Raw genomic sequence first — 12,773 nt, 5'->3', positions numbered from 1 at the left:
GACAGGCACCGAGGTGATCGTGATAACAGCACACCACCCCATCGTCGCCGGAGTGGACGGATCGAGAGCGTCCCTGCAGGCCGTGGTCTGGGCAGCTCGCGAGGCGGAACGGTGCCGGCTCCCGTTGTCGCTGGTCACCATCGTGTCGGTCCGCAACACGTTCGGTGTCCCGATCGGCATGCCCGCCGGATTCTTCGAGTAGGAGGGATCCGAGGGACGCGACATGCTCCTCGATGCCGCCGAATACGCGCGCCGCGCGGTGCCCGAGGATGAGCTCGACATCGAGACCCACCTGTGCACCGATTCTCCGTCGCTCGAACTGGTGGACCGATCGAAGTCGGCGTCGATGGTCGTGGTCGGGGCCGGGGCCGGGGACAACCGGTTCGGCTGGGAGCGATTCGGTTCGGTCAGCCGCGCGGTGGTCACGCGTCCGGTGGTCGTCGGCGTCGACGGTTCGGAGCACAGTGTGCGCGGTGTCCGCCGCGTTCGAGGAGGCCTCGCTGCGCGGCACCGACGTGGTGGCAGCCCACGCGTGGTCCGACCTCGATGTGCGCGGTCCGTTCCGATTCCGGATCGAGTGGGACAGCGTGGAGAACAAAGGAGCGGGCACTGTTGTCCGAGAGTCTCGCCGGGCACGGCGAGGAGTTCCCCGACGTGCGGGTGCACCCGGTGGTGGTGCTGGACCAGCCCTCCCACTATCTGGCATCGCACGCTGCCGATGCGCAGTTGCTCGTTCTCGGCCGTCGTGGTCGAGGCGGGTTCCCGAACCTGATGCTGGGATCCACCACATGGGCGCTGCTGCACACGGTGACCTGGCCCGTGATGGTCGTCCCGTAGTGCGCGGCGCCCCTGACGAAGGACGGTTCCCCGCCGGTCATGCCCCGGCGCGCCGGGCGCGGTCGAGCAGGATGCGTTGTTCCGCTCGCGCCACCGTCCGTCTCGTCTGCGCCGCGGCGTCGGGCGCGACCGACACGGAGGTGATGCCGCGCCGCACGAGATGCTCGGCGAGGTCGGTGCTCGTCGACACGGCCTGACCGCACAACGACGTCGTCAGTCCCGCGGCCGAGGCCCGTTCGATGATGTGGTCGATCGCGTCGAGCACCGCGGGGTCGAGGGTGTCGAACAGGTCCTTGCACACCTCCGAGTCCCGGTCCACGCCGAGCATCAACTGCGTGAGGTCGTTGGTTCCGATGGACACGCCGTGGATGCCGAGCTTCGCGTATTCCGGCAACCAGTAGACGACCGACGGGACCTCGGCCATGATCCAGCGCTGCATGCGCTGGTCGGAACCGAGCGGATGCCGGTCGAGTTGGGCGAGGCAGTCCCGCAGCTCCCAGCGGGTGCGCACGAACGGGATCATCAGATGCACGTTCGGGTGTGTGCGCCGAACCCGGTGCAGCACATCGAGATCCAAGGAGAACAGTTCCGGATCCCGGATGTACCGGAAGCACCCGCGGTAACCGATCATCGGGTTCTCTTCGTGGGGTTCGACCTCCCCACCCTCGAGATCGGCGAATTCGTTGCTGCGCAGGTCGATCGCACGGTATACGACCGGACGCGGGGCGAATGCCGCCGCGATCCGCGCCAGGCCACCCGCCATCTTCTCCACGTACTCGTCGCGGCGTCCCTGCGCGATCATGTGCGAAGGGTGTTCGCCCGCGAGTGCTTCGGTGATCATGAACTCGGCACGGAGCAGACCGACGCCGTCGACATCGGTCGCGGCGACCGACTCCGCGGCATCCGGAGTCGCGAGATTGACGTAGACCGCTGTGGCCGTAACGGTTTCGGCGGCGACGGCCGACGCCGCAGACGCGGATACCGTCGCGACGGGCCGTTCCGCCGTGTGGACTGCGCCGTCGAACACCACACCGGCGTTGCCGTCGACGGTGATCAGTTGCCCGTCCTTCAGATCCTTGGTGGCGGTACGTGCACCGACCACGACGGGCTTGCCGAGTTCGCGTCCGACGATGGCCGCGTGGCAGGTGATACCACCACCGTCGGTGACGATGCCGCCGGCGCGGCGCAGAATCGGCAACCAGTCGGGTCTGGTCATCGGCGCCACGATGATCTCGCCGTCGCTCAGCTTCTTCCCGTCGACCAGTTCGTGGAGCACCCGCACTCGGCCGGTCGCCGTCCCGGGGCCGGCACCGAGACCGGTCAGCAACGGTCGCGCTTCGCCGTTTCCGGACGGGGCGGGCGCCGCCGGTTGATCGAGCGTGGTGATCGGGCGGGTCTGCACGATCCACAATTCGTCGTCCGCGAACGCGAACTCGAGGTCCTGGGGGCGCCCGTAGTGCTCCTCGACTCCGGCGGCCAGGCGCGCGACGCGCACGAGCTGATCGTCGTCGAGCACTCGGGTGCGGCGCGTGGGATCGACGGCGACGCGACTGTCCCCGCTGTCGGTGGAGGTGATGCGGAACTCCTGATGACCGAGACGCACGTCGAGCACCTCGAGGCCGTCCTTCGCGACGACATAGGTGTCGGGTTCGACCTGCCCGCCGACGACGACCTCTCCGAGACCGAGAGCTGCCTCGATGACGATGCGATCGAGTTCGCCCGTGCGCGGGTCGGCCGTGAAGGCCACGCCCGACAATTCGGACTTCACCATCACCTGGACCACCACCGCGATGGACGGCTCGTCGGTCACCCCGCGCAACCCTCGGTAGGTGCGGGCGCGTTCGGACCACAACGAGGCCCAGCACGCCTGCACCGCGCGGATCACCGCGTCCGGACCGATGACGTTCGTGTACGACTCGTGGATCCCGGCGAACGATGTGTCGGAGGCGTCCTCCGCGGGAGCCGACGACCGCACTGCAACCGGCGCGTCGGGACCGAGGCTCTCGTAGGCGGAGACGATCGCCGCGCGCATCCCGGCCGGGACGGTCGAACCCGTCACCAGGGCGGCGAGTTCCGCGGAGGTACGGATGAGGGTGGCGTCGTCGATATCGGGGTCGGGCACGGCCTCGGCGGCCAGTCGGGATCGGATGCCGGCTGCGTCCATCGCGTCGAGATAGGCGGCGGTGGTGACGGCAAACGCCGGCGGTACCGGAAAGCCTGCGCGGGTGAGCTCTCCGAGGTTCGCGGACTTGCCACCGACGGTCGGCGCGTCGGCGGCGCCCACCTCCGCGATCGGTCGGACCCACAGTTCGTGTTCGGTCATCGACGACTCCCCACACTCCCCGCCCGCGTCGACCTTCCGGGCCGGATCGGATACTCGGTCTTCCCATCGTCGCCCCGGCCCGATCGATACCGTAGGGGCAAAGGTCATCATTCCGGGACGGGGACGACCGTGGCCGATCCTCCGCGCACACCTGATCCGCGGGAGCGGAAACGGTTGATCCTGACCGCGATAGCGCGTCCGACGCTCACCGCCTTCGTGCTGGTCAGCGTTTACTTCGTGATTCCGGTCGAGCATGTCCGCAGCACGTCCGAGGTCCTGACCCTCGTCGGTGGTGGCACTGCGGTCCTGATGGTCGGCTGGTGGCAGATCCGCAGGATTCTCGCGTCCGAGTACCCGGCGGTCCAGGCCGTCGAGGCACTCACCACGATCGTGTCCGCCTATCTCGTGGTCTTCGCAACCCTTTACCTCCGCATGTCCGTGGCGCATCCGGACAACTTCACCGAACCACTGTCCCGCGTCGATGCCCTGTACTTCTGTCTGACGGTCTTCTCCACGGTGGGATTCGGGGACATCTCCGCTGTAACCGAGACCGCGCGAGCCGTCGTGTCGGTGCAGATGATCGCAAATCTGATCTTCCTGGCTCTCGGGATCCGATTGCTCACGGCCGCCGTGCAGTGGCGTCGTCGCAATCGCGGGGACGAGGAGTGACCGATCACGGGATCGACCTACGCGATTCGGCGTCCGGGTATTCCCCAACCGCTGCGCGGGGTGATCCTTGAAAGGACTCGACGTCCACTGGCAGATGTCGGAGGTCCGAGATGCTGAATGGGAACCGTCGTCGACAGCGTCATGTTGACCGCGAAAGCGCCTCGGAGTTCGCAAATCGGACAACAATTCTCACTTCGGCGGGAAATCGGGCGTCCGGACTTGGCGATATGGCCCGGTATCGCGTAGTAGTTGTGTCGCGTCATAAACTTGTGATGGGGGTCATGGTTTGACGCACATGTCGGCGGGGCAGCAGGGGGCCTCGCCACGAACTGCCCGGCGATCCGGGTGGAGGAAATGTGCCGATGCGTCCACCCATGTCGCCCACCGATTCGATGTTTCTCCTCGGGGAGTCCCGTGATCATCCGATGCATGTGGGCGGACTGATCCTTCTCCGGCCTCGTGAAGGCACGACCGCCGCGGATCTGGGAGCACTGTTCACCGCCGCCGCGGAGGACGGCGAGGTCGCTCCGCTGTGGCGTAAGCGCGCGGTCCGCTCCCTGGGCACCTTCGGCCAGTGGGCCTGAGAGGAAGACGGGAACTTCGACCTCCCCCACCACGTGCGACGCAATGCGTTGCCACAGCCCGGCGGGCTCGACGAACTGTGGGATCTCGTTTCTCGGCTGCACAGCACGCTGCTCGACCGGAGCCGACCCTTGTGGCAGATGCACATCATCGAGGGTCTGGCGGACGGGCGCCTGGCCGTCTACACCAAGATCCATCACGCCCTCGCCGACGGCGTGGGCGCGATGAAGTTGCTGCGCCGCGCCCTGAGTCCGGACTCCGAGCAGACCGGCATGCCGGCACCGTGGGCGCCCTTCGACGCGCCGAGCCGCTCCCACTCGTCCGGGACCGCGCTAGATCTTCCCGAAGCCGCCATGCAGGCGGTGCGGACGGCGACGTCCGAGGTCACCGGCTTCGTGCCCGCGCTGGCCGGCACCGTGAACAGGGCGCTGCGCGGCGGTGGCGGATCGCTGTCGCTCGCCGCGCCGAACACCATGATCAACGTGCCGATCTCCGGGACGCGCCGGTTTGACGCGCGCTCGTGGCCGCTGACCCGCCTGCGCGCTGTGTCGAGAGCGGCCGACGCGACCGTCAACGATGTCGTGCTGGCCATGTCGTCGGGAGCACTGCGCGCCTTCCTGAGCGAGCAGGGGGCGTTGCCCCACAAGTCGCTCGTGGCCATGGTCCCGGTGTGCCTGCGACCCGACAAAGATTGCGCCGGAAACGAACTCGGTGTCCTGATGGCTGATATGGGTACGGATCTCGCCGATCCGGCCGACCGGCTGGCCAGGGTGTCGGCATCGACGACGCAGGGCAAGGCCTCCATGCAGGGGATGTCCTCCCTGTCCCGGTTGGCGGCCAGTGCACTCGGCGTCGCGCCTCTGGCGGTGGGGATCCTCACCCGCAATCGTGCACTCCCGCGACCGCCCTTCAACGTCATCGTCTCGAACGTGCCGGGAGCTCCGGATCCGTTGTACTGGAAGGGCGCTCGCGTGGATGCGGTGTATCCACTGTCCGTGCCGGTCGACGGTCAGGCACTGAACATCACGTGCACGAGCACCGACGACGCGATCGCTTTCGGCCTGACCTCGTGCAGTCGCAGCCTGCCGCAGCTGCAGCCTCTGCTCGACCACTTCGATACCGCCCTCGGAGAGCTGGAGGACGCGTTCGACATCGTGCCGGTCGCCGACGAGACATCCGTCCGTGCGGGCTGACACCACGGAATAACGGCAGCACGCCGGTGCCCGAGTCGGACATCTGCCCCAGGAATCGCCGTCCCCGTGTGAGAAGGCGCTCTGCCGGAGCACTATCGACCGATAGCGGTGTATGGCCGGGACGCACCGACGCCCCGCACCGGAACTCGCGGCCCACTCCTCGCGGAGAGTAGGTCCGAATGCAGCAACTGACGCCGTTCTACGAGAAGGTCCAGACCCACTACGACCTGTCCGACGACTTCTTCGAACTGTTTCTCGACCCCACGCGCACGTACAGTTGCGCCTACTTCGAATGCGACGACATGAGCCTCGAGGAAGCTCAGATCGCAAAAGTCGATCTTGCTCTCCGTAAGTGCGATCTCCGGCCCGGGATGACGCTGCTGGATATCGGTTGCGGTTGGGGCTCGACGATGATGCGGGCGGCGGAGCGATACGACGTGCACGTCATCGGTCCGACGTTGAGCCGCAACCAGTACGAACACGTGTCCGGTCTGCTCTCGGGCATGGCCTCCGGAGGCCGTACCGCGGAAGTGCGTCTACAAGGCTGGGAAGAGTTCGACGAGTCGGTGGTCCGCATCGTCAGCATCGGAGCGTTCGAGCATTTCCGTCGACAGCGGTACGACACTTTCTTCGACCGCGCCTCTCGCATCCTGCCAGACGACGGCAGGATGCTGCTGCACACCATCGTGGGCCATTCCCGCGCCCAGTTCGAGGCGATGAAGGTGCCGGTTACCCGCGAGGACGCACTGTTCCTGCGGTTCATCATGAGGGAAATTTTCCCCGGAGGACAGCTCCCCGACCGGGATCTGGTCATCACCGGCGCACAACGCAACAGCTTCTGGGTGCAGAACATCGAGTCTCTGCAACCTCATTATGCTCGCACGCTCGACCTGTGGGCGCGAGCCCTCGAGGCGCGGCGCAACGACGCGGTGCGGATGGCCTCCGAGGAGGTCTACCAGCGATACATCAGGTACCTCACCGGGTGCGCCGCGAATTTCCGACGTCGCCTCATCGACGTCCAGCAGTTCACCCTCGTGAAGCAGCAGCACCGCTGAGGCTCGGTCCCGAGGGACCGGCGGCACAACGAAACCGGTGAGCCTGCACGCCGATCCGCTGCCCGGGTGGACAACGGATCAGCGAGGGGCAGATCAGTGCGAGCCGCGGCGCTTCTGCTGCAGCTTGGCGAGCATCTCCTTGGCCTTGCGCTGATTCTCGGGCTTGGCCGCTTCGCGTCGGGCGACCTGGATCGCCTTGACCACGGCGGCGCTCTTCATAGCCTTGCCGAACATTCCCATCGAGCACTCCTCCGCAGTGGCGTCACAACCTGTACCTCCACGATACGGATCCGCGGAAGGAACCACCCGTGCGCGTGATTCAGTTCGCCGCGTCGGCGATGCGACTGTTCGGCAGCCTCCAGTCCGGCCGCGGGAAGTGGCAGGTGTACCCGTTCGGGTAGTGCTGAAGATAGTCCTGGTGCTCGGGTTCGGCCTCCCAGAAGGTGCTCGCGGGAGTCACCTCGGTGACCACCGTGCCGGGCCACAGACCCGACGCCTCGACGTCGGCGATGGTGTCCACCGCGACCTGCTTCTGCTCGTCGTCGAGGTAGAAGATCGCAGAACGGTAGGACGCCCCGACGTCGTTGCCCTGCCGGTTCAGGGTGGTCGGATCGTGGATCTGGAAGAAGAACTCGAGCAGCGCCCGGTAGTCGGTCCGTGCGGGGTCGTAGACGATCTCGACGGACTCCGCGTGCCCCGGATGGTTGCGGTAGGTAGGGTGATCGTTCTGCCCACCGGTGTAGCCGACCCGCGTCGACACCACCCCGGGCTGTCTCCGGATCAGCTCCTCCATACCCCAGAAGCATCCGCCTGCCAGAATCGCGTTGCGTGTATCGGTCATTACGCCTCCTCGGGAGGTGGAACCGATACGACGGTCGCGACATTCCCTGCCCGCGCCCGCTCGTGGTCAGAGGACGAACACCGCCGCCCGTTCGGCGAGGTCGAGGACGGGTTGCGGCAGGATGCCGAGCAGCACCGTCGCCACCGCCGCGAACGCGATCGCCGCGCTCGTCGCCACGGTCGAGGTCGCGAGCCGCGGGGCGTCGTCGGTCGGGTCGGTGAAGAACATCAGCACGATCACCCGCACGTAGAAGTAGGCGGCGACCGCACTGACCAGCACACCGACGATCACGAGCGGAGCCGCACCGCCCTCGATCGCCGCACCGAAGACCGCGAACTTCGCGATGAACCCGCTGGTGAGCGGAATGCCCGCCAGCGACAGCAGGAACAGCGCGAACGCCCCGCCGAGCAACGGTGAGCGCCGCCCGACACCGGCCCAGCGCGACAGCTCCCACGTCTCGCCTTCCGGGTCGCGCACCAGCGTCACCACGGCGAACACACCGACCGTCCCGATCCCGTAGACGAGCAGATAGAACAGCGTCGACGACACCCCGGACGCGGTGCCGGCCACGACACCGGTGAGCACGAATCCGGTATGGCTGATCGCCGAGTACGCGAGCATGCGCTTGATGTCGTTCTGCGTCACCGCCAGAACCGCGCCGACGACCATCGTCGCGATCGCGACGGCCCACAGAATCGGCCGCCACTGGTCGGCGGAACCGGGAACCGCGACGTAGAGCACACGCAGCAGTGCACCGAAGGCGGCGATCTTCGTCGCGGCGGCCATGAACGCCGTCACGGGGGTCGGTGCCCCCTGGTAGACGTCCGGAGTCCACCAATGGAAGGGCACCGCCCCGATCTTGAAGAGCAACCCGACGGCCAGCAGACCCACCCCGACGAGCGCGGTGGTCTCGCTGCCCGCACCGGTGTCCATCGCCAGGGCGATCCCACCGAGGTGGACGGTCCCGGCGTAGCCGTAGAGCATCGCCACCCCGTACAGGAAGAACGCCGACGAGAACGCGCCCAGCAGGAAGTACTTCAGTGCTGCTTCCTGGGAGAGCAACCGCCGGCGCCGCGCCAGACCGCACAGCAGGTACAGCGGCAGCGACAGCACCTCGAGCGCGACGAACATCGTCAGCAAGTCGTTCGAGGCCGGGAACACGAGCATCCCGCCCACCGCGAACAGCAGGAGCGGGAAGACCTCGGTCCGTGCGCCGCCCGCCGCGAGCGCCTGCCGTTCGGCCGCGGTACCCGGAATCGCCGACGCCTGGGGCGCGAATGCGTCGAGATGCGCACCGGCCGCGGCGCGGGAAACTGATTGCGCGCGAACCTGTTCGATACTCCGTTCCGCGACGAGCGCAACCGACAACACCGCCACGATCAGGACCGATCCCTGCAGGAACAGCGCCGGTCCGTCGATCACGACCGCCCCCGACAGGGTGGTCGCACGGGTTCCCGCGAGCATCACCACGGCGACGAACGCCGCCACGAGCGCACCCGTCGTCAGGAGCACGTGGGCGAGGTAGCGTGCCGAGGTCGGCGCGAACGACTCGATCAGCACACCGACGACGGCGGCGGCGAAGACGATGAGGATCGGTGCGATCAGTCCGTAGTCGATCGCCGGGGCGGGAATTGATGCGGCTAGAACGACGATGCCCTCGGAGGGGTTCATTCGGCTTCACCTTCCTCGGAACCGTTCGCGGGAACACCACTCTCGGCGACGGGTCGCTCGGCGGGCACCACCGGTTCGGGCCGGGAGATGTCGATCGAGACGAGCGTGTCGTCGACCGCCGGGGTGATGACATCGAGCGCGGGTTTCGGATAGATCCCCAGAACGAGCAGCAACGCGATCAGCGGCGCGACCACCGCGACCTCACGAGGCACGAGATCGGAGAGCCTGCGGGCGTGTTCGGCACCGCCGTTCCCGTCGTCACCGTCGTCCCCACCGGGCAGGCGCACGGGTCCGCCCATCATGCGCTGGTAGAGCCACAGCACGTAGAGCGCGGACAGCACGAGCGCGAGTGTCGCGATCACCGCAGCCACCTGGTAGCGCGGATAGGTGCCGACGAAGACGAGGAACTCGCTGACGAACGGCGCGAGCCCGGGCAGGGACAGGGTCGCCAGTCCGGCGACGAGGAAGGTTCCGGCGAGGACCGGAGCGACCTTCTGCACCCCGCCATAGGCGGCGATGGTGCGGTCTCCGCGCCGCGAGACGAGGAAACCGGCAATGAGGAACAGTGCGGCCGTGGAGATCCCGTGGTTGACCATGTACAGCGTCGAGCCGGCCTGCCCCTGCGAGGTCAGCGCGAAGATGCCGAGGACGATGAACCCGAAGTGCGAGATGGAGGTGTAGGCGATCAGGCGCATCACGTCGGTCTGACCGATCGCGAGCACCGCGCCGTAGACGATGCCGATGACGGCGAGAGTCACCACGACCGGCGCGAAGGTCACCGAGGCGTCGGGGAAGAGCTGCAGGCAGTAGCGCAGCATGCCGAAGGTGCCGACTTTGTCGACCACTGCCATCATGAGCACCGCCGCGACCGGCGTGGTCCGCACCGCCGCGTCGGGTAGCCACCCGTGCAGCGGCCACAGTGGAGCCTTCACCGCGAAGGCGACGAGGAAACCGAAACACAGTGCGGCGAGCACGGCGGGGGTTGCGTCGAGATCACCGGCGACGGCGGCGGCGGTGACGGTCCGGACGTCGAAGGTGCCCACTCCCGCGGTCTCCCCCAGCCCGGATCGGGCGGTGACCACGTACAGGCCGATCAACGCGGCGAGCATCACCAGTCCGCCGAGCAGGTTGTACAGCAGGAACTTCACGGCGGCTCGTGCCCGGTCGGCACGCGGTGTCCCCGGCGACCCGAACCCGCCTATGAGGAAGTACATCGGGACGAGCATCGCCTCGAAGAAGACGTAGAACAGCAGGATGTCGAGGGCGGTGAACGACACGAGCACCATCGACTCGACGAGCAGGATCAGCGCCACATAGGTGTGCGCGGAGCGTGGGCGGGCCGCGCCGGCGTCCTCGTCGGCGGCGCGGTGATCGTGCCATCCGGCGGCCAGGAGCAACGGCACGAGCGCGGCGGTCAACAGGACCAGCACCAGGGCGATGCCGTCGACGCCGAGCCGGTAGCCGGCGCCGAACGAGGGGATCCAGTCGTGCGATTCGACGAACTGGAAACGCTCTCCCGCGCGGTCGAATCCGACGGCAACGATCACCGCGACCACCAGAACGGCGATCGACACCGTCAGGGCGATCGACCGGGTGGCGGAACCGAGGCGTGCGGGCAGGGCCGCGATCGCGGCGGCGCCGAGCAGCGGGAGCACCCACAGGATCGTCAACCAGGGAACGGTGGTCACCAGTACACCCCCATCACAGCGTCATCAGGACGAGCGCGCCGACCACGACGGTCGCGCCGGCGAACATGTACAACGCGTACGAACGGACGAAGCCGGTCTGCAGCCGGCGCAGTCCGCGCGAGAGCGCACCGATCCCGGTGGCGGCGCCGGTGACGGAGCCGTCGATGCCGGTGGATTCCACGCCGTCCAGGGCGCGCACCAGACCCTGACCGGGACGCATGAACACCGCTTCGTTCACGGCGTCGCCGTAGAGGTCGCGACGCGCGGCGACGGTCAGCGCCGACACCGCTTCGGGTGCCGTCGCCGGGACCGGTGCGCGCACGTACTGCCGGTAGGCGACGGCGACACCGGCGAGCACGACCGCCAGCGTGACGGTGGTGACGAGCCAGACGGGCAAACCACCTTCGTGATGGTCGTAGCCGACGACGGGTTCGAGCCAGTGCTGCAACGCGCCACCGAACACCAGCAGACCGCCGGCACCGACCGAGCCCATGGCGAGAGCGATCATCGGCCAGGTCATCGAGGCCGGCGACTCGTGCGGGACGGCGTCGGGCGCCCATCGCCGGTCGCCGAAGAAGGTCAGGATCATCACGCGGGTCATGTAGAAGGCGGTCAGTCCCGCACCGAGCAGCGCGACGACACCGAGCACGATGCCTTCGACACCGCCGGCGGCGAAGGCCACCTCGATGATCTTGTCCTTGGAGAAGAAGCCGGCGAACGGCGGGATCCCGATGATGGCGAGGTACCCCAGCCCGAAGGTGGCGAAGGTGATCGGCATGACCGCGCGCAGTCCGCCGTAGCGGCGCATGTCGGTCTCGTCGTTCATCGCGTGCATCACCGAGCCGGCGCCGAGGAACAGTCCGGCCTTGAAGAAGCCGTGGGTGAGCAGGTGCAGGATCGCGAAGGCGTACCCGGCGGGACCGAGACCGGCGGCGAGCACCATATAGCCGATCTGGCTCATCGTCGATGCCGCGAGCGCCTTCTTGATGTCGTCCTTGGCGCAGCCGATGATCGCGCCGAAGAGCAGCGTCGCTGCGCCGACGATCACCACCGCGAGTCGCGCGGCCGGTGCGGCGTCGAAGATCGCGTTCGCGCGGACCACGAGGTAGACACCGGCGGTGACCATGGTCGCGGCGTGGATGAGCGCGGAGACGGGGGTGGGGCCCTCCATGGCGTCGCCGAGCCACGACTGCAGCGGCAGCTGAGCGGATTTCGCGCACGCGGCCAGGAGCAGACACAGGCCGATCGCCGTCACCGTGCCTTCGGTCGCGGCGGGGACCGAGGCGAAGACGGTGTCGTAGTCGAGGCTGCCGAAGGTCGCGAACATGATCATGAGAGCGATGAGCAACCCCATGTCGCCGACGCGGTTGACGACGAACGCCTTCTTCGCGGCGGTCGCGGCGGTGGGCTTGTACTGCCAGAAGCCGATGAGCAGGTAGGAGGCGAGACCGACGCCCTCCCACCCGAGGTACAGGACGAGGAAGTTGTCGGCGAGGACGAGCACCAGCATCGCCGCGAGGAACAGGTTGAGATAGGCGAAGAACTTCCGGCGTTCCGGATCGTGCGCCATGTAGCCGATCGAGTAGAGGTGGATCAGCGAGCCCACGCCGGTGATGAGCAGTACGAAGCAGATCGACAGCGCGTCGAGCCGGAGGCCGAGATCGACCTGCAGCTCGCCGACCGGCACCCAGGTGAACACGGTCTGCTGTGCGAGCCGGGCGTTCGCGTCGAGTCCGAGCAGTCCGGCGAACATGACGGCTCCGACGACGAAGGAGGCGATCGCCGTGGCGCATCCGAGCAGATGTCCCCAGCGGTCGCTGCGCCGCCCGAGGAGCAGCAGTCCGAACGCGCCGGCCAGGGGCAGTGCCGGTATCGTCCACAGCGCCGAGTTCAGGAACGACGTCATGTCGCGTG

At 67.6% G+C, this 12,773-nt stretch carries 10 protein-coding genes and 1 pseudogene; 5 read left to right on the top strand and 6 right to left on the bottom strand.

Annotation, left to right across the window (positions count from 1 at the left end; translation table 11 throughout):
* Positions 1 to 52: 52 nt before the first annotated feature.
* Together BLV31_RS25860 and BLV31_RS25855 are read left to right on the top strand one after the other, a co-directional pair.
* Positions 53 to 202, top strand: coding sequence for an adenine nucleotide alpha hydrolase family protein (locus tag BLV31_RS25860; protein ID WP_307718226.1), 150 nt, complete (start codon positions 53 to 55; stop codon positions 200 to 202).
* Between the two features lie 410 nt (positions 203 to 612).
* On the top strand, positions 613 to 837 hold the full coding sequence (locus BLV31_RS25855) for a universal stress protein (RefSeq protein ID WP_307718225.1): 225 nt from the start codon (positions 613 to 615) through the stop codon (positions 835 to 837).
* A 37-nt stretch (positions 838 to 874) separates the two neighbouring features.
* On the opposite strand, the gene ppsA is transcribed toward BLV31_RS25855, so the two are convergent.
* The gene (gene ppsA / locus BLV31_RS12550; RefSeq protein WP_064062001.1) at positions 875 to 3,160 is read right to left on the bottom strand and encodes a phosphoenolpyruvate synthase; all 2,286 of its coding nucleotides are present in this window, start codon (positions 3,158 to 3,160) and stop codon (positions 875 to 877) included.
* Positions 3,161 to 3,289: 129 nt separating this feature from the next.
* On the opposite strand from ppsA, the gene BLV31_RS12545 reads away from it, so the two are divergent.
* The 3 genes and pseudogenes from BLV31_RS12545 (at position 3,290) to BLV31_RS12535 (ending at position 6,659) form a co-directional block, all read left to right on the top strand.
* Positions 3,290 to 3,829 carry a potassium channel family protein gene (locus tag BLV31_RS12545; protein WP_006554027.1) on the top strand — a complete coding sequence of 180 codons (540 nt, stop codon included), beginning with the start codon at positions 3,290 to 3,292 and terminating at the stop codon, positions 3,827 to 3,829.
* A gap of 374 nt (positions 3,830 to 4,203) precedes the next feature.
* Positions 4,204 to 5,604 (top strand): annotated as a pseudogene (locus BLV31_RS12540) (WS/DGAT/MGAT family O-acyltransferase).
* A 179-nt stretch (positions 5,605 to 5,783) separates the two neighbouring features.
* Positions 5,784 to 6,659: a cyclopropane mycolic acid synthase family methyltransferase gene (locus BLV31_RS12535; RefSeq protein ID WP_064062000.1), complete on the top strand. Its 876-nt coding sequence runs from the start codon at positions 5,784 to 5,786 to the stop codon at positions 6,657 to 6,659.
* Between the two features lie 93 nt (positions 6,660 to 6,752).
* On the opposite strand, the gene BLV31_RS25020 is transcribed toward BLV31_RS12535, so the two are convergent.
* From BLV31_RS25020 to nuoL, 5 genes are all read right to left on the bottom strand, one after another.
* Positions 6,753 to 6,893 (bottom strand): hypothetical protein, encoded by a 141-nt coding sequence (locus BLV31_RS25020; RefSeq protein ID WP_162273084.1) that lies wholly within the window; start codon positions 6,891 to 6,893, stop codon positions 6,753 to 6,755.
* An 85-nt stretch (positions 6,894 to 6,978) separates the two neighbouring features.
* On the bottom strand, positions 6,979 to 7,500 hold the full coding sequence (gene msrA / locus BLV31_RS12530; protein WP_006554031.1) for a peptide-methionine (S)-S-oxide reductase MsrA: 522 nt from the start codon (positions 7,498 to 7,500) through the stop codon (positions 6,979 to 6,981).
* A gap of 66 nt (positions 7,501 to 7,566) precedes the next feature.
* A complete protein-coding gene (gene nuoN / locus BLV31_RS12525) occupies positions 7,567 to 9,171 on the bottom strand; it encodes an NADH-quinone oxidoreductase subunit NuoN (protein WP_064061999.1) in 1,605 nt (534 codons plus the stop codon).
* Entirely contained in the window at positions 9,168 to 10,859 is a 1,692-nt protein-coding gene (locus BLV31_RS12520) for an NADH-quinone oxidoreductase subunit M (protein WP_064061998.1), read from the bottom strand. The genes nuoN and BLV31_RS12520 overlap by 4 nt, the downstream gene beginning before the upstream one ends.
* Before the next feature lie 13 nt (positions 10,860 to 10,872).
* On the bottom strand, positions 10,873 to 12,765 hold the full coding sequence (gene nuoL, locus BLV31_RS12515; RefSeq protein ID WP_064061997.1) for an NADH-quinone oxidoreductase subunit L: 1,893 nt from the start codon (positions 12,763 to 12,765) through the stop codon (positions 10,873 to 10,875).
* Positions 12,766 to 12,773: the final 8 nt, after the last annotated feature.

The sequence above is a fragment of the Rhodococcus pyridinivorans genome (genome assembly GCF_900105195.1).
Taxonomy (GTDB): domain Bacteria; phylum Actinomycetota; class Actinomycetes; order Mycobacteriales; family Mycobacteriaceae; genus Rhodococcus; species Rhodococcus pyridinivorans.
Note: the sequence above shows the minus strand (reverse complement) of the source record. Positions and strands in the feature narration are given on the sequence as shown.

Coding starts and splice junctions, on each gene's coding strand:
- ppsA (WP_064062001.1), bottom strand. CDS start 3,160: ATGACCGAACACGAACTGTGGGTCCGACCGATCGCGGAGGTGGGCGCC.
- msrA (WP_006554031.1), bottom strand. CDS start 7,500: ATGACCGATACACGCAACGCGATTCTGGCAGGCGGATGCTTCTGGGGT.
- BLV31_RS12535 (WP_064062000.1), top strand. CDS start 5,784: ATGCAGCAACTGACGCCGTTCTACGAGAAGGTCCAGACCCACTACGAC.
- nuoN (WP_064061999.1), bottom strand. CDS start 9,171: ATGAACCCCTCCGAGGGCATCGTCGTTCTAGCCGCATCAATTCCCGCC.
- BLV31_RS25020 (WP_162273084.1), bottom strand. CDS start 6,893: ATGTTCGGCAAGGCTATGAAGAGCGCCGCCGTGGTCAAGGCGATCCAG.
- nuoL (WP_064061997.1), bottom strand. CDS start 12,765: ATGACGTCGTTCCTGAACTCGGCGCTGTGGACGATACCGGCACTGCCC.